Below are 22,446 nucleotides of genomic sequence, written 5' to 3'. Positions count from 1 at the left end.
CTGTCCCGAATCGCAGCTGGTCATCACTGCCGCGCCACCCTGCGCGACTCAGCACGCTACGTCCTTCGCGGGGGTCGCGTCCATGGCTTGTACAACCTGCAACATTCTTCCGGCACGGTGCGGTGTGACAGAAAACGCAGCGACGGCGCTGAGAGAAGTGCGGGGTCGTCCTACGGCCCCGCGGAAGACGACCGGGGCCTCTCCTGTGGGGGGTGGCGGCCCCGGTCGTCCTCGTTCCCCCTCAGTTCTCTCTGTTCGGCCGGTCCGGGACCCCACCCGGTGCCGTTCCCGGAGGACACCCCTTCGACCCGGTGACGGACCGGTCGGCGATTCAGTCGACAGCGGTCCTGTCCTTGCCGTCGCTCCCGGTCGGGTTCCCGCTCCCTTTCGACGGCGCCCGGCCGCCCTGCTTCCCCTCCGGCACGGCCTTCTTCTCCGCCTCCCCCTTCGCGTCCCGGTTGCCCCGGGCCTTCTTCGACTCCCCCGGTGACGGCTGTCCGAGGAGCCCGTCGCAGTAGGCCGTCACCGCCGCCTCCGACGCATCGCCCGCGGCCGCCTCCAGCCGTTCGAAGGCGGTGGCGTCCTTGGCCTTCCCGCTGCCCCGGTCGCCGAGGTACACACGGCACAGCGCTGCATCGCCCTGTGTCCGGTCGGGTCGACCGGAAGGACGCCCGTCGCCCGGAGCATTCGTGGACGCCGGCGCCGTGCCGCCGGCATCCGTCAGCAGCGACTCCTCGCCGGAGGGACGCCCACCGGGTGTTGCAGAAGTGGTGTACGCGGGGCGTGCGGACTCCGCCCCGTGGGGCTTCCCGCCGCCGAAAGGTGCCGGGATCGCCCCCGAGCCGGCGGCCGCTGCGACCCCGCCGAGCATCGTCACGGCCACGAAACCGCCGAGCATCACCCGGAACGAGCGCCCACCGCGCCGTCGTTCCGCCGGACGCCAGTCGTCACGTCGACGCCGCCACCGCACCACCGCGGCGTGCGCGCCCTCGTCCCGCGCGGCCACGAAGGCGGCGGTCGCGCGCTTCTCGTCGCCGGGGTCGAGCGCCCCGGTTCGCCGCGCTGCCGCGAGCAGGGCGGCAAGTTCAGGTGTCTCCGGCGCTTCGGGCGGCCACTGCGATTCGTGTCTCATTCTTCATTTCCCAGCGTCCGGCTCACCTTGTTTGTCACAGCACCTGCCGCACGGCCCGGGGACAACTGCCCCGCCAGCCTCTTGAGTCCGCGGTACGCGGACGTGCGGACTGCCCCCGCACGCTTGCCGAGCACGCGCGCCGCCGCAGGACCGTCCAGACCGACGACCACCCGCAGAAGTACGGCCTCGGCCTGCTCGCGCGGCAGCGTGCCGATGATCTCCAGCGCCGCTCGGGTGGAGAGCGTCTCCAGTGCCGCGGCGGCCGTGTCGTGGCCGCCGGGCAACTGAAGCACGTCCTGTTCGATCAAGGTGGTACGAGGCCGCCGCTTCAGCTTCCTCAAGTGGTCGAGCGCACGGTGGCGGGCGATCATCGCGGTCCAGCCGCGGAACCCCGCTCCGTCGCCGCGGAACCGCCCCAGATCGCGGGCTATCTCCAGCCAGGCATCGGAGGCCACGTCCTCGGCGTCGTCGCCGACCAGTCCGCGTACGTAGCCGAGGAGGCCGGGCTGCACCATCCGGTACGCGACGGCGAAGGCGTCCTTGTCCCCCTGCTGGGCACGTTCGACGGCGTCGCCGAGCTCGGCGTCGTACATCTGCCTGCGGCGCTGCTCCCCGCCCGTGCCCAACACTTCCCTACTCAACGCCCGGTCCGGCACCGGCCACCCTGCCCGTGCCCTGCCGGGGCAACCCCCCTACTTTCCCTCTGCGCCTGGATCCAAAGAAATGTCACAGGTTCCCCACGCACGCGAGCTACCCGCATACAGCCTTCCACTGCGCTGTCCGTCCGTGCAGCAGCAGATACAGCCGCTGCACCGATTCCTCCGCCCCCGACTCGAAGCGGTTGACGACCTTGCCGAGCGGATTCCAGACCCGTCCGTCGGGCATCCGCACGCCCACCGCCTGCCGGAACAGCTCCCGTTGTGCGGCGTCGAAGTCCACCCATGTCCCACCGGCCCTGCGCACGATCACCTCGCCGGTGTACGCCCCGAGCCCCAGCAGAGTCCCTGCGACCCGGTTCCGTTGCGGCTGATCCCGCCGCAGACCGTCGACGACCAGATCGACGAGCCGGAGGCTGGCGACCGAGTAGTCCAGGGGCAGCCGATTGCGCGCCGTGAGCCGGGCGACGAACTCCGATGTGCAGGAGCGCATCACCGCCGCCTCGGGAAACGTTGTCCGCTCGTCCCCACCCGTGATTCACCCTGCCCTTCGCAGTACCGACGATCACCGACACTGACCCAGCGCTCAGGGGCCCGGGAACATCACGCGAAAGGCGCTGTGTTCGTTCTCACGGCCCGAAACAGGAAGAATTGCTTCCGCTCGCACAACCATTGCCCCATCTCGAGCGTCGCCAACGCCGAACCGGTTTCCGATACCGGTTTCCAACCTCAGCCGATGGTGATACGGGGATGGGCACCCGGCCTGATCCAGGCCGTGATCCGGTTCATCGTGGCGCGTGGCACCGACGAGGACGAGCCCCCGGGCGACACGCTCACGGACCCGACTCGACCTCGGCGGCGGCAGATCCCTGGTCTCCCTGCCCGCAGGCGGAAGCCAGGAACGGCGGGAGCATCGTCCCGATGGCGACACAAGTACGCGACGTTTTCCGGGAATCAGGCAGCACGAAGTAGTCCTCCGGAATGTGGTTGGTGACACGCCCGACGGCGGCGCGGAGAAATCGGGCCGGTTACACATCGGCCCGGCAGCCGATTGCGAGCGTGCACACCTTTCGGAGAAAACCACTGCAGAGGACGGCACTTCGCCCGTCTCTCAGGCAGCGATTGAGATTTTCTCAGCGTCGACAGGTCGCGCTCAAGGCGCCGATCTATGCTCTCGGAGGGGATCGGGTGGACTGCCACTGCGGTCGGGGCCGTAGGCGAAGGGGCCGTAATGAGTCGCGTGGGCCGAACCGTGGTGTGGTCTGTGACGGCGCTCGTCTTCGTCCCGGCAGCGGCCGGTTGCGCAGGCAGTGCTCCGGGGGCGAAGCCCGAGCCCAAGGCGGCCGTGGTCAGCAATGATGCCGATCGGCTGGCCAAGTGCATCCGGCTCCCGGGAAAGACCGAAAGGGTCAGCTGGATCACTCATCCACTGGGCACGCCGGACGCCAGGGCGCCCGGTCCCACGGACTACAAGTTGCAGGGCATCGCCTGGCTGGCCAACGGCGAGGCGACGCGTCTACGTGGAACCGGCACCTGGCAGCTTCAGTCCCCCGAGATCCCCCTGCCGAAGGAGCTGGACTCTCTCCTGGACCGCCGAGGCAGCTGGGTCCGAAGCGGTGACCTGGAGGAAGACGGTGTGGAGGGATCGCCTCACTTTCTCCTGAACCTCGATGCGAACGCTCTCTACTTCTGGGCCGTCAATCCGCGCTGTCAGCAATGAAACTGCTGTGAGTCCCGGCCATTGGCGCCTCTCCGGAGAACAGCCGGCGTCCTCGCAGTGTCGCGGACCGGCCTCGGGCAGGACGACAGACCATGATGCCGATCACCACCCGATGGATCACGTCTCCGAACGGGCCGGATCGGGTCACCTCTGCCGGGTCGATGCCGAGGGAGGGCAGCGTGACGCCGTGGGCGGCGAGCGCGGCCCGCAAGTCGTTCACGCAGTCCTGCGCATCGGCGTCCGTACCCGCGCCGTCGTGGGGGTGGTCGTTCATGGGGGTGCCACACCTTCCAGTGCGCTCTGTGAGGAATCGCTCACACTCTGACGCGGTGCGACCTACCGTGAAAGAGCTTCGGGCTCCCGGCCGTGAACTGCGCGTATGCCCTTGCACGTTGGCATCGGCGCGGGAATCCCCGGGACTCGGGCGAACACGCCGTGAAACGGGCGGCACGACACCAATGGCGGTGAACGATGGGACAGCGCAAGGACATCGACGGGTCGGCAAGCGTCCCCACCTTCTACGGCAAGGAGTTGCGCTGGAAACGGGAGGAAGCCGGACTGACCCTCCAACAACTGGTGGAGGGCAGCTTCTACGGCCTCAGCCACCTCAGCGAGATCGAACGCGGACAGCGCCGCATGCCGGCCGAACTGGCCGAGCACGTGGACCGGACGCTGGATACCGACGGTTTCTTCCAGCGCCGCTGCGAGGACGTACGGAAGGCGAAGAGGCGAGGCCACGCCAGCTACTTCGAGCGCGTGCTGGAGGCGGAGAAGCACGCGGAGACCATCGAGGAGTGGTGCCCGACCCTGATTCCCGGCCTGCTGCAGACGGACGCGTACGCGCGGGCGGTGGTCCGGGCGGCACACCCGCTGGCGCCCGACGACGAGGTGGAAGAGAAGGTCACCGCCCGGATGGCACGGGCCAGCCTCTTCGAGGACGACCACAAAACCCCGGAATACTGGGCGATCCTGCCCGAGTCGCTACTGCGCCAGCCGATTCTGCCACCGGCTCAGGCGGCCGAACAGCTGGAGCGCATCGCGGCGCTGGCAATGCGCCGCCGGATCGTTCCCCAGATCCTTCCGTGGAACTGCGGGCCACACCCTCTCATGCTGGGCACCGCCAAGATCATGACCTTCCCCGACGCCCCGCCCCCGGTCTGCACGGAGGCGCAGTACAGCGGTGACACCATCGACGATCCGGCCCTCGTGAAGCAGTACCGCAAGGCATACGATCGACTCAGGGCCGCCGCACTGCCGCCGGAGGCGTCCCTCGCCCTGATCGAGCAAGCGGCTGAGGATCACCGAAATGGCAAGCAACGGGATTGACTTGAGCACGGCAGTCTGGCGCAAGAGCAGCCACAGCAACGGCGATGGCGGGGACTGCGTGGAGGTCGCCGACAGCCTCGCAGGCATCGTCCCCGTCCGCGACTCCAAGCTCACCCACGGCCCGGTCCTCACGGTCACGGCCCCCGCCTGGACGTCGTTCGTCGCGTCCCTCAAGGGCGCGCCCGGCCGCCGATCTGCGTAGGACCAGCCCGAAACGCCCTGTCGCCCGGGAAGCCGCGCCCATGACCACCCCTGGTCATGGGCACGTTGCCCGGGTCGTGCACGGTCCGCGGCTTGCGCCACGGCGCCATTGCCGCCGATATCGCGGTGTCCAGGCCGGACTTACGGACCGCCTCGACCAGCAGTACCGACCCTGGCCTGCGAGACCACTCCGCCGCCACCGCCCTCGACGCGGACACGCGGATACAACCCGATACGCTTGCTCACCTGGAGAGTGCTTCTTTCCGTGCAGCCAACAGGACCCTAGACAAGTCCCATCGTTGCAGGTCAGAAGCACTCTCCACTTATTTGATCAAGGCATGGACGAGCAGGCTCATGAAAGCACGAGCTGAATAAGGCCCGGACCTGTCCGTTGAGATCCACCCGCAGCGGGCTGTGCATCAACGTCATCGAGTGGTGTGGTCAGGTTCCCAGGTCGGCGTCTCGTGCCAGCAGTGCGGCCTGCACTCGGTTCTCGCAGTCCAGCTTGCTCAGGATCCGGCTCACGTACGATTTGACCGTGGCCTCGCTCATATGGATCCGCTGACCGGCGTCCGCGTTGGACAGGCCCTCACCCAGCAGCGCCAGGACCTCCAGCTCGCGGTTGGTCAGCGCGTCCAGCCGGCGGCGGGCCCGCTCGGCACGGTGGGCGCTCTGGCTGGACGCCAACGAGTCCACGACGCGGCGGGTGGCACCCGGCGACAGGTACGCGTCTCCGGCCGCGGCAGCCCGGACCGCGCGCATGAGTTCCGCGGGCGCCGAGTCCTTGAGCAGAAAGCCCACGCTGCCCTCGGTCAGGGCGCGCAGTACGTTCTGCTGTTCCCCGAAGGTTGTCAGGATCAGCACCCGCGTGTCAGGCACGGTCCGGTGCAGCTCGGCCAGGGCCGTCAGTCCGTCCATGACCGGCATCTGGATGTCGAGCAGCACGACGTCCACGCGGCGGGTCTGGGCCAGTTCGACCGCCTCACGGCCGTTCCCCGCCTCGGCGACGACTTCGATGTCGTCGGCGGAGGAGAGAATCATCCTGACGCCTGCCCGGATGAGCGGCTCGTCATCCGTGACGAGAACCCTGATCATGACTCCCCTGCGCGGTCCTTGAGCGTCTACCTGCGGTCACTCGCCATCATCCCTGATCGAGCGCCCGCTACTTCTCAGTTCCTCACCTCGAAGGACTTCTTCTCGGTCAACTTGCCGTCCTTGAAGCAGAACCGGAAGACCAGCTCCATATCCGGATCGTTGCTGGACTCCGTGGAAGTCAGGCTGAGGCACTTCGCGCCCTTGGGCACGGGCGGCGCACCCACTTCCAGGCCGTCGGTCACGAAGGAGTTCTCCTTGGGCAACTGTTTGCGGATCTCTGCCTCGGACTGGCCCACCTTCACCGCGTCGTACTGCTTCGGCTCGATCCTGGCCTTTTCCGCCTTGTTCAGGAGGACGTATCCCCCGACGCCGACGGCGGCGATCACCAGCAGCAGAGAAATCAGTACCACCATCCCGCAGCCGATGGCTATGCCGCTTCCGTTCTTCCTGCTCATTGCCTTGGCCAGCTCCTTCAGACCGTTCCCGTTCATGACGGGACCACCCTCGTCCAAGGAGTCCCCCGGGGGCTGCTGCCAAAAGGTGTTCGTTGGATCAACGAACGTCGTCGTCACGTTGCCGGGCTCGGGGCTCGGGACACGGCCTTCCGGCGATGTGTACGGCAGCACACCCGCCAGCCGGAAGCCGCCGTCCGCCGTCGGGCCCGCGTGCGCCAGGCCCCCGATGAGCCGGGTCCGCTCACCGAGCCCGGTCAGCCCCTGGCCGCCGCTCACCACGCCCCGGCCGTTGTCCGTCGTCCCGGTTGCGGGTCCGTTGGCGACCTCCACGACCAGCGAGTCCGGCTCATACCGCAGCTCGACGGTGATCGGGGCGCCCGGGGCGTGCTTGTGGGCGTTGGTCAGGCCCTCCTGAACGATGCGGTACGCCGCGTGATCGGCGGTCGGGGGGAGCGGGCACGGCTCGCCGGAGTGCCGCAGCTCCACGGCCGCGCCCGCGCTCCGGGACGTCCCTACCAGGCCCTCGATGCCCGCCACCCCGCGCGACAGCGTCGTGGTGTCCTCCGCCGCCGCAGCCGCGACGCCTGGGGTGGTGCGGTCCTGGTGGGGGGCCTCCGTGCTGTCCCGCATCACCTGTACCACCTCGCGCAGCTCGTGCATCGCGGCCACCGACGCCTCGCGCAGCACCCCCACTGCCTCCCGCTGCCGTCCGGTCAGCTCGCGGTCCACCTCCAGCGCGCCCGCGTGCACCGAGATGAGCACCAGCTGATGGCCGAGGCTGTCGTGCATGTCCTGCGCAATGCGCTGACGCTCCCGCGCCCGGGCCTGTCCGGCGATCATCGCGCGCTCGCGTTGCTGCTGGGCCTCGTACTCCCGGAGCGTGTCGGTCAGCGTATGTTGCTGCGCCCGGTAGCGGCCGGCCAGGCCGGGAACGATGATCGCGACCAGCGGCCACAGGACGCCGAAGACCAAGCGGGGCAGTGAGAGGTGAGGCAGCGCCTGCACGACTGCCAGGCCGAGGTTGAGTACGTATGCGAGGGCGAAGGTACTGACGGCCTTGCCGACCCCGTCGATCCGCCGCCCCGCCGACCAGGCGGCGACAAGGACCAACGGAGCGAGAGCGCCGAACAGGACAGAGCCGACGGCGGTCACCAGCAGCACGGTCGCGGGCAGCGTCCGGCGCAAAAGTGACAGCGCTGCGATCGCCAGCCCGGCGGCAGCGATCCGTACGGTGCCGCCTTGGTCCAGGGCCGCGAGACCTGCTCCCAGCAACCCGAACGCTACGCTCAGCAGCGATTCGCCCACGATGCGCCACGGAGACCACATTCCGGGAGCCAAGAGAGCCCTGCCCAAAGCGGCCAGCCGCAGGGTCGCCGAACGCAGCCTCGCCGCCAGTGCCTGGCGAGCCGATGCTTTGAGGGCCGTAGATTCCACACGAGTCACCCGGCCACGTTAAGACCCTCTCAACCCGCTCCGCGCCGGCCATTGGTCGCGACGGCCAACGACGAAAGTCCAACCTGGCGCGGCGGCCCGCCATCCGTCGGCCGCCCACAGGACCCCGGCCGCAGCAGAGCGCCGACGGGCTCGCCGGACCCCGCCCGGCCGTGGTCGACGAACGCGAACAGCGGGTGATGGCCGAAGGTCTTCCGCCAGGTCGCGGCCGCGTGTTCGACGACCGGCTCGGCTCGTCCGTGTCGCTGACGGACCTCTCCGGCTACGCACGGGCGGACATCGCGATCGGCGAGGACGCCGGCAACGGCACGATCCTGCAGATCGACAACACCAGCACCTCGGGTATCAAGCCCGACACCGGCCTGTTCTACGGGGCGTCGGCGCTCGGTTCACCCACCGGGATCCGGATCGGGCTGACCCTGGCCCCGTAGCACTCGGGCCGCCTGCCTCCTTCACTCACGGAACGGAGCCCCTCGGGTCAGGCCCGGCCGCGGGCCTGGCGCGACACCACCGCGCGCAGCACCCGGCGGCCCTCTGTCGACAGGTCGACCACCCGGCGCAGGGCGGCACCGCTGCCCACCGTGTCCGTGGTCTCCGCGAGGGTTTCCAGGATCTGGATCTGACGGCGCAGTTCACCGGTGACCAGTGGGCCGCCGCCCTCCAGGTCGCCCGTACGGCAGCGCCGCAGCAGGTCCGTATCGTGAGCGGTCGTGTCACCGCCGGGCATGTCGAACCGCCGGTGGATCTCCAGCGCGGCAAGCGAACAGGCATCCGCCCACTCCCGCAGCTCCGGCGCCGCCCGGTCCACGGGTACCTCGCCCAGCAGCCTCCGGATCTGTGGCGCCGCCCCCTCCGTATCGGCCGCGGCATCCAGCGCCGCGCGCACCTGCGCGAAGCGGTCCGGCCACACGGAGCCGTCCGCGCACCCCGACCAGAGCGGGCGCAGCGGATCCGGATCGGCCCCGTCGGCGGGCTGCGGCAGGCAGCGGTCGAGGCAGGCGACCGCGCTCGCGGCGAGCCCCCGCTCGTCGGCGGCGGCGATCAGTTCCAGCAGGCTCATCGGCGTCTCCCGTCGGCCGTGCCCCCGTGCGTGCGTGCACGGGGACGGGGCACTTCCAGTTACCGCGTTCAGCGCCGGATGGCTCAAAAGCGTCACCGGGGAGACCGAATAGCATCGCTCAGCGGGCACGTCCCGCTACCCCTGGACTCCCAGCGGATACACGCCGAGGGCCGCCCGCTCCCCCTGCATCCGGGTCAGCTTGCGTACGAAAAGGATCGCGAGCACCGCGGCCACGATGTCGAGGGCGTCGGACACCATCACCAGCCCCGCCGCGTCGATGATCTCCTGCGTCTCCTCGGCCCTCATGTACTGCCGGGACGTGACCCAGGAGAAGGCCAGTGAGCAGACCCACGCCCCCCACCACAGATTCATCGGGGTGGCCGGGACCGTGCGCCAACTGCCGTCGGTGTTGGTCTGGGCACTCGCGGTCCAGATGCCACCCGCGATCCGACGCGGCAGCACCAGGTTGGCGACCGGGACGAACCAGGCGCCGACCGCCCAGCCGGGCGACATCGGCTGCACGCTCGGGTCGAACACCTCGGCGTTCATCCGCACGCGCCGGAACCAGATGATGAAGACGATGCCGGTGGCCAGGGTCATCACACCCTGCAGCACACCGGCGGACCCGTAGAGATTGTCCGCGAGGGTCGCCTCCGCGTCGTCGTACGTCGCGAAGTCGTTCTCCAGCCCGTCGGCGAGCAGGCGGCGGATGTTCAGCCCCGCTGCCACGGCGAGCAGGTCGGCCACGGCGACGACGGCCAGCAGAATGACGACGGCCTTCGCGAGCCCGTCCGGCGAGCGCAGATACTGCTGCGGAGCGACGAAGGCCGGGACCGGCGGCCCCGGTGCCGCCGCCCCGGCCGGTCCGGCGCAGAGAAGACAGTGTCCGTCCGCGGTGACCGGCGGTCTGAGACGGCAGGTGGAGCACAGCACGATGTGGAACCCCCCAGGATTCTGAGCGAGGAACGCAAGAACGCGCGCCCCTCCCCCGGAGCGCGCGGCCGAACGTAACCCTTGCCCACCCCCCTGTCCACGGGGAATCCGGTCCGCCCCGCTCAGCCCACCCCGTCGATCCGCGCGGCCAGTGCCCGGAACTGATCCCAGCTCAGCGCCGGTTTGCCCGGGTCCCACAGCTTCTGGGCCGTCGCTCGCAGCGGCATCCGGATGCCCTGCGCCACCTGCGCCGGGGTCTGCGCGTTCGGGAGGTCGCCCCAGACCGCGAACCGGCCGCCCAGGATCTGGCCGGAGTAGCGCGCCGGGACCGGCTGGGTGCCGCGCAGGACGAGCGGAGTCCATTGTTCGTAGATCCGCTTGCCCGTGGGGTAGACGAAGTTGTTGGGCTGGCCGAGTACGTAATAGAGGAACTCGTCGTTGAGGTTCACCACGCGCCGGCCCTCGGCCAGATACTCCTCCGGCAGCCGGGCGCCGTACTCCTTGCCCGTCCAGTACTCGACCTCGATGTCCTTGTCGGCGTGGACGACTCCGTCGCGGAAGAAGCCGTCGTTCCAGGCCTTGGGCTGCTTGCCGTGCGGGCGGACCACCGCCGCGCGGTCGTTGAGCCAGCCGGTGGCGAGGTCCTTGATGCCGGCCTGTGGTCCGTATTTCTGCTGGGCGGCGCGTTGCAGCTGCGGGTACGAGGCGGCCGGGTCCTTCACCATCAGGGCGCGGTACTCGTCGGCGCCGAGATGCCAGTACCGGCCGCCGAACAGCTCGGTGAACTCGCCGAGGAGTTCATCGATGAGCTTGGCCGCCCCCGGATCGGAGATGTCGAGCGATCCGGTCGAGCGCACACCCGACACATTGCGCAGCTGGAGGTCGGGGTGGGCGCGCAGGACCGCGCCCAGATGGCCGGGGGAGTCGATCTCGGGGACGACCTCGATGTGCAGCCGGCCCGCGAGGCCGAGGATCTGCCGCACCTCCGCCTTGGTGAGGTGCTGCGGCGAGACCACTTCGGGGTGGGTGTCGGACTGGATACGGAACGCCTGGTCGTCGGAGAAGTGCAGGCCGAGCTGGTTGAGCTTGAGGTCGGCCATCTCGCGCAGCCGGTCCTCGATCCAGGCGACGGTGTAGTACTTGCGGGCGATGTCGAGGTTGAGGCCGCGCTGCGGCCGGTCGGGGCGGTCGCGCACCTCGCCCTCGGGCATGTCGCCATCGGCGCGCACCGACTGTTTCAGGGTTCGGGTTCCGTAGAAGACGCCGGCCTGGTCGGGGCCGCTGATCGTGACTCGTCCGTCGTGCGTTCTGAGGGTGTACGACTCCGGGGTGCCCTTGCCGGGAGTGAGGGCCAGCTCCACATCGCCCGCGCGGGCGGGGACGTCACCCCGGTAGTGGATCTTCAGTTCCTCGGCGAGCAGCTGCCCCTCGTCCGCGAGCGTCCCGCTGCCGTCGGCGATGACGACCCCGGCGGCCGGGCCGGGCCGCCAGCCGGGACCGCGGGCGGCAATGTGCTCGCGTACGGCGGGGATGGTGCGGGGCGGAGTGGAGAGCGGGTAGCTCCGGGTCGGCGAGGGGGCGGCCGAGGAGCGCGAGGGAGTGCGGGACCCCGACTCCCCCGCGAGTCCGCTGTCGGAGCTTTCCGGCCAGACGACGACGGCGATCGTCGCGGCAGCCGCCGCGGTGAGGAGCGCACCGGCCACAAGAGCGCCGCGTGAGGGCGACATCGGTCAGAATCCTCCGGTATCGATGGGGAAATAGAGCATAAGTCAGGAGATAGCCGGGCAATCTCCTGCGATACGGTCCATCAGACGTTCCGAAACTCTCCCGTCCGGGTGAAGTTCGCGCATCTGTCGGACGACCGTTGCCCGGCCTCGCTACCTTTGAGGCACATTCGTCTCTCCCTTCACCCTGCATCCGCCTGGTCTCACCCGTCCCGCCCCATTCCAGGTTCACAGATGCCGTTGATTCGAGGAGCCCACGCTGTCCAGGTCCAGCGAGTCCCACGCCGGCCTCCCGAAGCGACTGCTGCGACCGGCCACCCGGAGGGCCGTACCCGTCCAGAACTCCGGACCGGCGCAGGGCCGGGCCGCCGCCCCGGAACTCGACCGCTTCAACACCGCACCGTCCGCCGAGGCCGAGGCCGCCCTGCTGGACTGCTTCGGCAGCCGGCGCTGGGCCGGGCGGGTGGCCGCCCACCGCCCCTACCCCGACCTGGACGCACTGCTGGCCGCCGCCGACGAGGCGGGCTATGACCTGCCCCCGCCGGATCTCGCCGAGGCACTCGCCGCCGAGGTCTCCCCCGGACTGCACCCCGCCGCGCCGCACTCCGCCCATCTCGCACTCCGGGCCGCGCACGCAGCGTACGAGTGCCGCTTCGGCCATGTCTTCGTGATCTGCCTGGACGGATTCGAACCCGCCGAACAACCGGACCAGGTGCTCGCCGGAATCCGGGCCAGGCTGGCCCACGACCCCGACCAGGAGCGAGTGGTCACCGCGGACGAGATGCGGCGACTCGCCCGGGGCCGCATCATCGAGCTGGTATCGGGTTCATAACGGAACGGTTCCGGTCAGCCCTGGCAACCAGTCCGTTCTAGCCCGTCCGTGCCTGTTTGATTGCCACTTTGATCACACCAGAGGCCCCCGCGCGAACGAACCGACAAACCGTCGCTACGATGGCCGGGGCCGGTGGACCGTACCCGGCCGGGTCAGACCGACAGTCAAGCCGGCCGGCCCCAATCCCCGCTCCCGGAGGGTTCTTCCGTGCCGGCTGGAACGCTGTACCGCGGCCGGGAAGGCATGTGGTCGTGGGTGGCTCATCGAGTCACCGGTGTCCTCATTTTCTTCTTCCTGTTCGTTCACGTCCTGGACACCGCTCTCGTCCGCGTTTCCCCCGAGGCCTACGACGATGTCGTGGCCACGTACAAGACGCCGATCGTCGCGCTCCTCGAATACGGCCTGGTGGCCGCCATTCTCTTCCACGCGCTGAACGGTCTCCGCATCGTCGCCGTGGACTTCTGGGCCAAGGGCCCGCGCTACCAGAAGCAGATGCTCTGGTCCGTCGTGGGTGTCTGGGTCGTGCTGATGGTCGGGGCCCTGTACCCCGTCCTCGGCCACGCCGTACGCGAAGTCTTCGGGAGCTGAGGCCAATGTCCACCGAGTCCTCCGCCGCGATCGGTTCCGTCGAGGGCGTCAGCCTCTACGACGTCGACCACCCGGCCCCGGTCATCGAGCCGCCGCGCAAGCGGACCGGCAAGACCCCCAAGGGTTCGCGCACCAACTTCGAGATGTACGCCTGGCTCTTCATGCGCCTGTCGGGCATCGTCCTGGTCGTCCTGGTCCTGGGCCACCTGCTGATCCAGCTGGTGCTGGACGGCGGCGTCTCCAAGATCGGCTTCGCCTTCGTGGCGGGCCGCTGGGCCTCGCCGTTCTGGCAGGTCTGGGACCTGGCGATGCTGTGGCTGGCCATGCTGCACGGCGCCAACGGCCTCCGTACGGTCATCAACGACTACGCCGAACGGGACAACACCCGCTTCTGGCTGAAGATGCTGCTGTACACCGCCACGGTGTTCACCGTCCTGCTGGGCACGCTGGTGATCTTCACCTTCGACCCGAACATCCGCTAGGCGCCGGGCCAGAGGGACCAGAGGAAATCATGCAGATCCACAAGTACGACACCGTCATCGTCGGCGCCGGCGGCGCCGGTATGCGCGCGGCCATCGAGTCCACGAAGCGCAGCCGTACCGCCGTGCTCACCAAGCTCTACCCGACCCGCTCCCACACGGGCGCCGCGCAGGGCGGCATGGCCGCCGCGCTCGCCAACGTGGAAGAGGACAACTGGGAGTGGCACACCTTCGACACGATCAAGGGCGGCGACTACCTGGTCGACCAGGACGCCGCCGAGATCCTGGCGAAGGAGGCCATCGACTCCGTTCTCGACCTGGAGAAGATGGGCCTGCCGTTCAACCGCACGCCCGAGGGCAGGATCGACCAGCGTCGCTTCGGCGGCCACAGCCGTAACCACGGCGAGGCCCCGGTCCGCCGGTCCTGCTACGCCTCCGACCGCACCGGCCACATGATCCTCCAGACGCTGTACCAGAACTGCGTCAAGGAGGGTGTGGAGTTCTTCAACGAGTTCTACGTCCTGGACCTCCTGCTCCAGGAGGACCCCGAGACCGGGCTGAAGAAGTCCGCAGGCGTCGTCGCGTACGAGCTGGCGACCGGCGAGATCCACGTCTTCCAGGCGAAGGCGATCATCTTCGCCTCCGGCGGCACCGGCAAGTTCTTCAAGGTGACGTCGAACGCGCACACCCTGACCGGTGACGGCCAGGCCGCCGCCTGGCGCCGCGGCCTGCCGCTGGAGGACATGGAGTTCTTCCAGTTCCACCCGACGGGCATCTGGCGCATGGGCATCCTGCTGACGGAGGGCGCCCGTGGTGAGGGCGGCATCCTCCGCAACAAGGACGGCGAGCGCTTCATGGAGAAGTACGCGCCCGTCATGAAGGACCTCGCGTCCCGTGACGTCGTGTCCCGCTCCATCTACACGGAGATCCGTGAGGGCCGCGGCTGCGGCCCCGAGGGCGACCACGTCTACCTCGACCTCACGCACCTGCCGCCGGAGCAGCTGGACGCCAAGCTCCCGGACATCACCGAGTTCGCGCGTACGTACCTCGGCATCGAGCCCTACACGGACCCGATTCCGATCCAGCCGACCGCGCACTACGCCATGGGCGGCATCCCGACCAACGTCGAGGGCGAGGTGCTGGCCGACAACACCACCGTCGTCCCGGGCCTGTACGCCGCCGGCGAGGTCGCGTGTGTCTCCGTGCACGGCGCCAACCGTCTGGGCACCAACTCGCTGCTCGACATCAACGTCTTCGGACGCCGCTCGGGCATCGCCGCCGCCGAGTACTCCGCGAAGAACGACTTCGTCGAGCTTCCCGAGAACCCGGCGCAGATGGTCGTCGACCAGGTCGAGCGGCTGCGCAACTCGACGGGCACCGAGCGGGTCGCGACGATCCGTCTGGAGCTGCAGGAGTGCATGGACGCCAATGTGATGGTGTTCCGCACCGAGCAGACCATCAAGACGGCCGTCGACAAGATCGCCGAGCTGCGCAAGCGCTACCTCAACGTGTCCATCCAGGACAAGGGCAAGCGGTTCAACACGGACCTCCTGGAGGCCATCGAGCTGGGCAACCTGCTCGACCTGGCCGAGGTCATGGCGACCTCCGCGCTGGCCCGCAAGGAGTCCCGCGGCGGTCACTACCGCGAGGACTACCCGAACCGCGACGACGTCAACTTCATGCGCCACACCATGGCGTACCGCGAGGTCGCCGACGACGGCACCGAGTCGATCCGGCTCGACTACAAGCCGGTCGTCCAGACCCGCTACCAGCCGATGGAGCGTAAGTACTGATGGCTACCCCGACCATGGACAAGGTGGGGACCGACCCCTCGGCGTCCCCTGCCTCCCCGTACATCACGGTCACCTTCCGGATCCGCCGCTTCAACCCCGAGGTCTCCGACGAGGCCCAGTGGCAGGACTTCCAGATCGAGATCGACCCGAAGGAGCGTGTTCTCGACGCCCTTCACAAGATCAAGTGGGACGTCGACGGCACGCTGACGTTCCGTCGCTCCTGCGCGCACGGCATCTGCGGCTCCGACGCGATGCGGATCAACGGCAAGAACAGGCTCGCCTGCAAGACGCTGATCAAGGACATCAACCCGGAGAAGCCGATCACGGTCGAGGCCATCAAGGGCCTCACGGTCCTCAAGGACCTCGTGGTCGACATGGACCCGTTCTTCCAGGCGTACCGCGATGTCATGCCCTTCCTCATCACCAAGGGGAACGAGCCGACCCGCGAGCGTCTGCAGTCCGCCGAGGACCGCGAGCGGTTCGACGACACCACCAAGTGCATCCTGTGCGCCGCGTGCACGTCCTCGTGCCCGGTGTTCTGGAACGACGGCCAGTACTTCGGCCCGGCGGCGATCGTCAACGCGCACCGCTTCATCTTCGACTCGCGCGACGAGGGCGGCGAGCAGCGCCTGGAGATCCTCAACGACCGTGACGGTGTGTGGCGTTGCCGCACCACCTTCAACTGCACGGACGCCTGCCCGCGTGGCATCGAGGTCACCAAGGCGATCCAGGAGGTCAAGCGGGCGCTGATCACGCGCCGCTTCTGACCGCCACCGGAGCACCAGTTGCATCCGAGGCCCCGTTTTCCGCACGAACACTGCGGGAATCGGGGCCTCTTGCTGCACCGCTCGGGTCTTGCCGGTACGGTCATGCGGAACCGGACACCGGTTCGCCGCCTCCGGCGCAGCAAGGCGCGGGGCGCACAGGCTTGATCGAAAGCGGGGAACGTTGAGCGATCCGAATCCGTACGCGGACGACTCATACAAGTGGGGCCCTCCCCAGCAGCCGGGCAATCCGCCCACCGTCGCGGACGGCCAGGGGCACGGTCTGCCCGGTTCGGGCACGCCGGCCTACGGCTACCCGCAGCAGCTGCCCGAGTCCGCGGCCCAGCCCGGCCCGGGTTACGGCTACCCGCAGGGCCAGGCGGCTCAGCCGACCATGCCCGGTTACGGCTTCCCGCAGCAGCCGGGGGCACTGCCCGGCGGCGGTGTACCGATGCTGACGTTCGGTGACATCACCGTCATGAACGACCAGATCGTGACGCCGGCCGGCACGATGCCGCTCAAGGGCGCCGTGTGGACGGCCACGGACCTGTCACGCACCGAGGAGAAGATCCCGACGGTCGCGATCGTGCTCGCGATCGTCTTCGCGCTGCTCTGCCTGGTCGGTCTGCTCTTCCTCCTGATGAAGGAGAAGAAGACGACCGGCTTCATCCAGGTCTCGGTGACCAGCGGCGGCAGGCACCACTCGACGATGATCCCGGCGATGGGCCCGGACACCTTCCCCATGGTGATGGCCCAGCTCAACACGGCGCGCGCGATGAGCATCTGACGGTCCGCAGGGACGGCCCGCCGCCGGCACACCGTCACCGTCGTCGCGCTGGATCGCGACGCTGCACGGGCGCCCGCTGCTGCGGCCGGTCGCCGCGTTCACCCTGCTGCTCGCAGGCGTGCCGCTGCGGCGCGGCTTCCGTTCGTCGGTGGAGCAGGCGGCCGCGCAGTGGAACGAGGCGTTCGGCCGCATCCTGGCGAGGGATCTGGACGAACTCCGGGCGGAGCCGGCCGATCACGTCGTCGAAGACCCTGACGACGAAGCCGACTGAGCGCCCGGCACCCCGCACCTCAGTCCCACTCGGCGCCGCCCCGGTCCTCGGCGACCACCATGATGCGCCGCAGCATGTCGTTGAGCAGTGTGCGTTCGTCCTTGTCGAGGACGCCGAGCAGCCGGTACTCCTCGTGGCCGAGGACGTCCATCGCGCCCAGCCAGGTCGAGCGGCCCTCGCCGGTGAGTTCCACATCGACCCGTCGACGGTCGGTGGTGGAGGGCGTACGGCGGACGAAGCCGCGCCGTTCGAGCGCGTCCAGACGGCCGGTGACGGAGGCGGGCGCGAGGTCGAGGTCGGCGGCGAGCTCGGAGGGGGCCGCCTTTCCGCCGCGTCCGGCCAGCTTGTGGAGCGTGTCGAACTCCTGGCGGTCGAGGTCGAAGTCGACCAGGGACTGTTCGCGTACCCGGCGCAGATGGACGGAGAGTTTCTTCATACGGGTCACCGCGCCCTCGACATCGGGATCGAGGTGGGGAAGGACCGGCTTCCAGCGCTCCACATGTCCGTCGGTCCAGTCGCGTCGCTCCATGGGGAAAGCGTACGCCCGGCCCCCAACTATCCTTCGGTACAAGATATTTCGTTGACGAATAGTTCGGAACCAAAATAGATTGCGCGCATGCCGCACCCCTTGCGCACGCGCGCCTTCCGCCTGCTCTTCATCGGACGCACCCTCTCCCTCCTCGGCGACTCCGCCATCCCCACCGCCCTCTCCCTGGCCGTCTATCTGGCCACAGGATCGACCGGAGCGCTCGCCCTGGTCCTGGGATGCGCAATGATCCCCAAGCTGCTCCTGCTGCCACTGGGTGGCGTCGTGGGCGACCGCTTCAACGCCCGCACCGTCGCGCTCACCACCGATCTCGTACGGTGCGTGACCCAGCTCTTCGTCGGCGCGGAACTGCTCGGCGGCTCCCCCGCGCTCTGGCAGATCGCCCTCGCCGAGGCGATCGGCGGCGCCGCCGGGGCGTTCGCGATGCCGACCGTTTCACCACTGATCCGCGGCACCGTGGCGGAGTCGGGGCTGCTGCGCGCCAACTCACTGATGGCGGTGGTCAACAGCGTGACCCGGCTCGGCGGCCCGGCCCTCGCCGGAGCCCTGATCCTCACCGCGGGCCCGGGCTGGGCCTTCGTGCTGGACGGCGCGAGCTTCGCGGTGAGCGCGGCGCTGCTGTCCGCCATGAAGGTCCGGCATGTACCCATCCCCCGGCGTTCCCTGCTCACCGACCTCAAGGAGGGCTGGAGCGAGGTCAGGGGCCGCGACTGGTACTGGACGAGCCTGATCGCCCACGCCGCCTGGAACTGCGCGGCGGCCGTCCTGATGACCGTGGGTCCGGCCCTCTTCGTCCGGGAACTGGGCGGCAAGGGCGTCTGGGTCGCCCTCCTCCAGACCGGCGCGGTCGGCCTGCTCCTCGGCTCCCTGCTGGCCGGCCGGGCCCACCCCCGCCGCCCGGTCCTGATCGCCAACCTGGGCCTCGCCACGTACGCCCTCCCGCTCGGCCTTCTCGCCGTCCACGCACCCGTCGTCGTGACCATCGCCGCGTACGGCATCGCACAGGCCGGGCTCGGCTTCCTCAACCCGGTCTGGGAGACCTCGGTCCAGTCCGCCGTGCCCGCGCACGCCCTGGCCCGCGTGACCTCGTACGACTGGCTGCTCTCCCTCGGCGCGATGCCGCTCGGATATGCCCTGGCCCCGCTCGCCGCCTCGGCCTGGGGCGCCGAAGTCCCCCTGGCCGTCGCTGCGGTGACGGTCGGCGCCGCCTGTCTGGCGACGGCGGCGGTGCCGGGCGTACGGCGCTTCGGGGCGCCCGGCAAGCAGGGGGAGCGAGCCGCCGAGGTACCTGCTTGAACATGTTCAAAGACAGGTCTACAGTCCATGACACCAGCTTTTGAACGCGTTCAAGGGAGGGTGGGGCATGGACCTCACTGTTGTCGCGTACGTCATCTACCTGCTGATCAGCGTGGCGCTCACCGTCTGGGTGGCGCGCACGCTCAGCCGCAACGGCAGGGTGTTCCTCGCCGATGTGCTGCACGGGAACGAGAAACTCGCCGATGCCGTCAACCACCTGCTGGTGGTCGGCTTCTACCTGGTCAACCTGGGCTTCGTCACCCTCTATCTGAGGAACGACGACGGGGTTGCCGACGCCCGCGGCCTCTTCGAGGCGCTGTCGGTGAAGCTCGGCGTCGTCCTGCTCGTCCTCGGCGTGCTGCACCTCGGCAACGTCTATGTGCTCAACAAGATCCGCCGCAGGGGCTTGATGGAGCGTGAGCAGACCCCGCCCGTACCGCCGCAGGGCTGGACGGCTCCGGGAAACGGTCCGTGGGCCGCACCCACCACCAGGGCCTGAGCGCGCCATGACGGTCAGAACGGGCGGGCAGCGGCTGTCCGTCGAACGCCTCACGGTGCTGTACGACGCACAGTGCTCGCTCTGCGTCCATCTGCGCCAGTGGCTGATGAAGCAGCGCCGGCTCGTCCCGCTCGACCTCGTCCCGGCAGCCTCCGAAGAGGCACGACGCCGCTTCCCGGGGCTCGACCACGCCGCGACGCTCGACGAGATCACCGTGATCGGCGACCGGGGGCAGATCTACCGCGGGACCGACGCATGGATCGTCTGCCTCTGGGCGCTGGCCGAACACCGGCCCAGGTCCCACTGGCTGGCCACCCCGGCAGGCCGCCCGTTCGCCCGGGCGACCGTGCTCGCCGCCGCGAAGTACCGGTCGCTGACCGCGACACCGTGCGGGTCCGGGGACAGTGCCTGTACGGTCCCCGGATCCGGGGACTGACCGGGGCGGATACCCTCGGGGCTGTGGTGAAGGAAGCGAAGGACGTGAAGGAAGTCAAGGCTCCCAAGAGCGAGCAGACCCGCACACTCATCCTCGAAACCGCGCTCCGGCTCTTCCAGGAACGTGGCTACGACAAGACGACGATGCGGGCCATCGCCCAGGAGGCCGGCGTCTCCGTCGGGAACGCCTACTACTACTTCACGAACAAGGAACACCTCGTCCAGGGCTTCTACGACCGGCTCGCCGCCGAGCACGAAGCGGCGGTCCAGCCGGTCCTGGACGGCGACAAGGACCTCGCGGTGCGGATGCGCGGGGTCCTGCTCACGTGGCTGGACGTGGCGGAGCCGTACCACCGCTTCGCCGCCCAGTTCTTCAAGAACGCCGCCGACCCGGAGAGCCCGCTCAGTCCGTTCTCGGCGGATTCGATCGCGGCCCGCGAGGCGGCGATCTCCATCCACCGGCGGTGCCTGGCCGGTTCGGACGCCAAGACCGATCCCGAACTGGCCGAGCTGCTACCGCAGTTGATGTGGCTGATGCAGATGGGCCTGGTGCTCTACTGGGTGTACGACCGGACGGAGCACACCGAACGCAGCCGCCGCCTGGTCGAGCGCTCCGCCCCGATCGGTGCCCGCGCCATCGCGCTCTCCCGCTTCCGGGTGCTGCGACCGCTGGTGCGGCAGATTCACGAGGTGCTGGAGGAGTTCCTGCCCGGCGCCGCGAAGCGTCGGGCCTAGGCAGGTCCCGGGCGGAGGGGCGGCCTCCCGGCAGTGCCGGGAGGCCGCCCCTCTGCCTGTCGTACGCGCCGGATCCGGCGCGGCGGACCGTCAGATCCGCTTCAGTTCCCACAGCCGCCAGAGGCCGGTGCCGTCCGAAAGGTACTGCGAACCGGAGACATCGGTCGTGCTGACGACATAGTCCTTCTTCTGCCACAGCGGCACGAGCGGCACATCCTCACCGACCAGCGCCTGGAGCTCCTTGAAGTCCGCCGAGGTACGGCTGCGGTCGCTGTACTGGAGCGTGGCGCCGATCAGGGCGTCCATCTTCTTGCTGGAGTAGCCGTTGTGGAGGCTGTTGTTGTGGCCCACCAGCGGCTGGCTGAAAGTGTCGGAGTCCGGATAGTCGGGGAACCAGCCGACGGTGTACGCGTCGTACTTGCCGGCCGCGTACTCCTTCTGGAACTTCGTCCACTCGACGGCCTTGACCGTGACCTTGAACAGGCCGCCCGCCTCCAGCTGCCTGCGCAGCTCCGCGGCCTCGTTCGCGTACGCCTCGTCGCCGCCGCGGTAGCCGAAGGTGAAGTGCAGCGGCGTCTGCACGCCGGCCTGCTCCAGGAGCTTCTTCGCGCGCGCGGGATCGGGCGACGGATAGGCGTCGAAGAACGGTGTGCTGTGCCCGATGTAGCCCTGCGGGATCAGCGAGTAGAGCGGTTCGACCGTGCCCTTGTAGATATCGGTCACCAGCGGCCCGCGGTCGAGCATCGAAGCGATGGCCTGCCGGACCTTCTTGTCGGCGAACGGGGAACTGTCACGGACGTTGAAGACGAGATTGCGGATTTCGGCGCTGCCCGCCTCGGTGACGCGCAGATCGGGGTCGCCGGGGTTCAGCTCGGCGAGCGTGGCAGGCGGCAGCTGGCGGTGCGTCACATCGACCTGCCCGGAATTCCAGGCCGCCAGGAGTGCTTCCGACCCCTTGTAGTAGTGCACGGTGACCGGGACACCGGTCTTGCTCAGCGCACCCTTGTACCGGGGGTTGGGGACCAGCTCGGCGGTGGCGCTCGGCCGGTACGACTTCAGGATGTAGGGGCCCGAGCCGTCGACCGTGCTTCCGGCCCGGAGCTTGTTCGGCGGGTACGACTCGCGGTCGACGATCGATCCGGCTCCCGTGGCGAGCTTCTGCGGGAAGGTCGCATCGCGCGAGGAGAGGTTGAAGGTGATGGTGCGGCCCTCGGACACCACGTTCTTGAGGCTCGGGAACAGCACCGACGGACCGACATCCGTCTTGATCCTGATCATGCGCTCGATGGAGTACTTGACATCGGCGGCGGTCATCTTGCGACCGTTGGAGAAGAACAGGTCGTCGCGCAGCTTGCACTGGTACGTCTGGAGCTTCTGGCCGATGAACCCACAGCTCTCGGCGGCGTCGGGTTCGGGGACGATCGCCCCGGACTTGAACGTCATGAGGGACTGATAGATGTTGCTGTACATCGCCCAGGAACCGGCGTCGTACGCACCTGCCGGGTCGAGCGAGGTGACTACGTCCGTCGTACCGACCGCGATCGGGTCCTTCTTCACCTCGTCCGAGGGAAGCAGCTGCCAGGCGCCGACGCCTGCGATGACCAAAACCGCGAGAACCGCGAGAATCCGTGCCCGGATCGACCGCATTGCCGTGCTCTCCCTTACC

At 69.0% G+C, this 22,446-nt stretch carries 26 protein-coding genes and 1 pseudogene; 15 read left to right on the top strand and 12 right to left on the bottom strand.

Annotation, left to right across the window (positions count from 1 at the left end; all coding sequences use genetic code 11):
• Positions 1 to 331 precede the first annotated feature (331 nt).
• The 3 genes from IEZ15_RS46365 to IEZ15_RS07650 form a co-directional block, all read right to left on the bottom strand.
• A complete protein-coding gene (locus tag IEZ15_RS46365; RefSeq protein WP_189275207.1) occupies positions 332 to 1,132 on the bottom strand; it encodes a hypothetical protein in 801 nt (266 codons plus the stop codon).
• A complete protein-coding gene (locus IEZ15_RS07655; RefSeq protein ID WP_189275386.1) occupies positions 1,129 to 1,758 on the bottom strand; it encodes an RNA polymerase sigma factor in 630 nt (209 codons plus the stop codon). The genes IEZ15_RS46365 and IEZ15_RS07655 overlap by 4 nt, the downstream gene beginning before the upstream one ends.
• Before the next feature lie 124 nt (positions 1,759 to 1,882).
• Positions 1,883 to 2,281, bottom strand: coding sequence for a hypothetical protein (locus tag IEZ15_RS07650; protein WP_189275205.1), 399 nt, complete (start codon positions 2,279 to 2,281; stop codon positions 1,883 to 1,885).
• A 747-nt stretch (positions 2,282 to 3,028) separates the two neighbouring features.
• Between IEZ15_RS07650 and IEZ15_RS07645 the strand changes: the two genes are divergently transcribed.
• Positions 3,029 to 3,508, top strand: a complete 480-nt coding sequence (locus IEZ15_RS07645) for a hypothetical protein (protein WP_189275202.1) — start codon at positions 3,029 to 3,031, stop codon at positions 3,506 to 3,508.
• Here IEZ15_RS07645 and IEZ15_RS07640 read toward each other — a convergent pair.
• Positions 3,486 to 3,782, bottom strand: a complete 297-nt coding sequence (locus tag IEZ15_RS07640; protein ID WP_189275402.1) for a hypothetical protein — start codon at positions 3,780 to 3,782, stop codon at positions 3,486 to 3,488. The two genes, IEZ15_RS07645 and IEZ15_RS07640, sit on opposite strands and share 23 nt — an antisense overlap.
• Before the next feature lie 197 nt (positions 3,783 to 3,979).
• Here IEZ15_RS07640 and IEZ15_RS07635 point away from each other — a divergent pair, with 197 nt between their 5' ends.
• Together IEZ15_RS07635 and IEZ15_RS07630 are read left to right on the top strand one after the other, a co-directional pair.
• A complete protein-coding gene (locus tag IEZ15_RS07635; RefSeq protein WP_189275200.1) occupies positions 3,980 to 4,834 on the top strand; it encodes a helix-turn-helix domain-containing protein in 855 nt (284 codons plus the stop codon).
• Positions 4,815 to 5,036, top strand: a complete 222-nt coding sequence (locus IEZ15_RS07630) for a DUF397 domain-containing protein (RefSeq protein ID WP_189275198.1) — start codon at positions 4,815 to 4,817, stop codon at positions 5,034 to 5,036. Before IEZ15_RS07635 ends, IEZ15_RS07630 begins: the two co-directional genes overlap by 20 nt.
• A 61-nt stretch (positions 5,037 to 5,097) precedes the next feature.
• On the opposite strand, the pseudogene IEZ15_RS44505 reads toward IEZ15_RS07630, so the two are convergent.
• The 3 genes and pseudogenes from IEZ15_RS44505 to IEZ15_RS07620 form a co-directional block, all read right to left on the bottom strand.
• A pseudogene (locus IEZ15_RS44505) lies at positions 5,098 to 5,281 on the bottom strand (IS1380 family transposase); the annotation flags it as partial.
• Between the two features lie 195 nt (positions 5,282 to 5,476).
• Positions 5,477 to 6,130, bottom strand: coding sequence for a response regulator transcription factor (locus IEZ15_RS07625; RefSeq protein WP_189275196.1), 654 nt, complete (start codon positions 6,128 to 6,130; stop codon positions 5,477 to 5,479).
• A gap of 74 nt (positions 6,131 to 6,204) precedes the next feature.
• Entirely contained in the window at positions 6,205 to 7,911 is a 1,707-nt protein-coding gene (locus IEZ15_RS07620) for a sensor histidine kinase (RefSeq protein ID WP_189275194.1), read from the bottom strand.
• A gap of 278 nt (positions 7,912 to 8,189) precedes the next feature.
• On the opposite strand from IEZ15_RS07620, the gene IEZ15_RS07615 reads away from it, so the two are divergent.
• Positions 8,190 to 8,468 (top strand): hypothetical protein, encoded by a 279-nt coding sequence (locus tag IEZ15_RS07615; protein WP_114246218.1) that lies wholly within the window; start codon positions 8,190 to 8,192, stop codon positions 8,466 to 8,468.
• Between the two features lie 47 nt (positions 8,469 to 8,515).
• Here IEZ15_RS07615 and IEZ15_RS07610 read toward each other — a convergent pair whose 3' ends face one another.
• The 3 genes from IEZ15_RS07610 to IEZ15_RS07600 all read right to left on the bottom strand — a co-directional run bounded on the left by IEZ15_RS07610 (position 8,516) and on the right by IEZ15_RS07600 (position 11,757).
• Entirely contained in the window at positions 8,516 to 9,097 is a 582-nt protein-coding gene (locus tag IEZ15_RS07610; protein WP_114246217.1) for a hypothetical protein, read from the bottom strand.
• 135 nt (positions 9,098 to 9,232) lie between these two features.
• Entirely contained in the window at positions 9,233 to 10,030 is a 798-nt protein-coding gene (locus IEZ15_RS07605; protein ID WP_189275192.1) for a DUF4328 domain-containing protein, read from the bottom strand.
• Positions 10,031 to 10,152: 122 nt separating this feature from the next.
• Positions 10,153 to 11,757 carry a beta-N-acetylhexosaminidase gene (locus IEZ15_RS07600; RefSeq protein ID WP_114246215.1) on the bottom strand — a complete coding sequence of 535 codons (1,605 nt, stop codon included), beginning with the start codon at positions 11,755 to 11,757 and terminating at the stop codon, positions 10,153 to 10,155.
• Positions 11,758 to 12,058: 301 nt separating this feature from the next.
• On the opposite strand from IEZ15_RS07600, the gene IEZ15_RS07595 reads away from it, so the two are divergent.
• The 7 genes from IEZ15_RS07595 to IEZ15_RS07565 all read left to right on the top strand — a co-directional run bounded on the left by IEZ15_RS07595 (position 12,059) and on the right by IEZ15_RS07565 (position 17,268).
• The gene (locus IEZ15_RS07595) at positions 12,059 to 12,586 is read left to right on the top strand and encodes a 2-oxo-4-hydroxy-4-carboxy-5-ureidoimidazoline decarboxylase (protein WP_114246214.1); all 528 of its coding nucleotides are present in this window, start codon (positions 12,059 to 12,061) and stop codon (positions 12,584 to 12,586) included.
• Between the two features lie 207 nt (positions 12,587 to 12,793).
• The gene (sdhC, locus tag IEZ15_RS07590; RefSeq protein WP_093900148.1) at positions 12,794 to 13,174 is read left to right on the top strand and encodes a succinate dehydrogenase, cytochrome b556 subunit; all 381 of its coding nucleotides are present in this window, start codon (positions 12,794 to 12,796) and stop codon (positions 13,172 to 13,174) included.
• Positions 13,175 to 13,179: 5 nt separating this feature from the next.
• Positions 13,180 to 13,656 (top strand): succinate dehydrogenase hydrophobic membrane anchor subunit, encoded by a 477-nt coding sequence (locus tag IEZ15_RS07585; RefSeq protein ID WP_114246213.1) that lies wholly within the window; start codon positions 13,180 to 13,182, stop codon positions 13,654 to 13,656.
• 29 nt (positions 13,657 to 13,685) lie between these two features.
• The gene (sdhA, locus tag IEZ15_RS07580) at positions 13,686 to 15,446 is read left to right on the top strand and encodes a succinate dehydrogenase flavoprotein subunit (RefSeq protein ID WP_114246212.1); all 1,761 of its coding nucleotides are present in this window, start codon (positions 13,686 to 13,688) and stop codon (positions 15,444 to 15,446) included.
• Positions 15,446 to 16,213, top strand: a complete 768-nt coding sequence (locus IEZ15_RS07575) for a succinate dehydrogenase iron-sulfur subunit (RefSeq protein ID WP_114246211.1) — start codon at positions 15,446 to 15,448, stop codon at positions 16,211 to 16,213. The genes sdhA and IEZ15_RS07575 overlap by 1 nt, the downstream gene beginning before the upstream one ends.
• Positions 16,214 to 16,394: 181 nt before the next feature.
• Entirely contained in the window at positions 16,395 to 16,997 is a 603-nt protein-coding gene (locus tag IEZ15_RS07570; protein ID WP_189275190.1) for a hypothetical protein, read from the top strand.
• Between the two features lie 118 nt (positions 16,998 to 17,115).
• A complete protein-coding gene (locus tag IEZ15_RS07565; RefSeq protein ID WP_189275400.1) occupies positions 17,116 to 17,268 on the top strand; it encodes a hypothetical protein in 153 nt (50 codons plus the stop codon).
• A 19-nt stretch (positions 17,269 to 17,287) separates the two neighbouring features.
• On the opposite strand, the gene IEZ15_RS07560 is transcribed toward IEZ15_RS07565, so the two are convergent.
• On the bottom strand, positions 17,288 to 17,797 hold the full coding sequence (locus IEZ15_RS07560; protein ID WP_189275188.1) for a MarR family winged helix-turn-helix transcriptional regulator: 510 nt from the start codon (positions 17,795 to 17,797) through the stop codon (positions 17,288 to 17,290).
• A gap of 87 nt (positions 17,798 to 17,884) precedes the next feature.
• On the opposite strand from IEZ15_RS07560, the gene IEZ15_RS07555 reads away from it, so the two are divergent.
• The 4 genes from IEZ15_RS07555 (at position 17,885) to IEZ15_RS07540 (ending at position 20,780) form a co-directional block, all read left to right on the top strand.
• Complete coding sequence (locus IEZ15_RS07555; protein ID WP_189275186.1) at positions 17,885 to 19,111, top strand: MFS transporter; 1,227 nt, start codon at positions 17,885 to 17,887, stop codon at positions 19,109 to 19,111.
• Positions 19,112 to 19,178: 67 nt separating this feature from the next.
• Entirely contained in the window at positions 19,179 to 19,610 is a 432-nt protein-coding gene (locus IEZ15_RS07550) for a hypothetical protein (protein WP_114246207.1), read from the top strand.
• A 7-nt stretch (positions 19,611 to 19,617) separates the two neighbouring features.
• Positions 19,618 to 20,046, top strand: coding sequence for a thiol-disulfide oxidoreductase DCC family protein (locus IEZ15_RS07545; RefSeq protein ID WP_189275184.1), 429 nt, complete (start codon positions 19,618 to 19,620; stop codon positions 20,044 to 20,046).
• Between the two features lie 23 nt (positions 20,047 to 20,069).
• Positions 20,070 to 20,780, top strand: coding sequence for a TetR/AcrR family transcriptional regulator (locus tag IEZ15_RS07540; protein ID WP_114246205.1), 711 nt, complete (start codon positions 20,070 to 20,072; stop codon positions 20,778 to 20,780).
• Positions 20,781 to 20,870: 90 nt separating this feature from the next.
• Here IEZ15_RS07540 and IEZ15_RS07535 read toward each other — a convergent pair whose 3' ends face one another.
• Positions 20,871 to 22,427 (bottom strand): ABC transporter substrate-binding protein, encoded by a 1,557-nt coding sequence (locus tag IEZ15_RS07535; RefSeq protein WP_189275384.1) that lies wholly within the window; start codon positions 22,425 to 22,427, stop codon positions 20,871 to 20,873.
• Between the last annotated feature and the right edge of the window lie 19 nt (positions 22,428 to 22,446).

Source organism: Streptomyces atratus, from assembly GCF_014648655.1.
GTDB lineage: Bacteria > Actinomycetota > Actinomycetes > Streptomycetales > Streptomycetaceae > Streptomyces > Streptomyces atratus.
The sequence above is the reverse complement of the archived record's forward strand: the minus strand, read 5'-3'. Positions and strand labels throughout refer to the sequence as shown.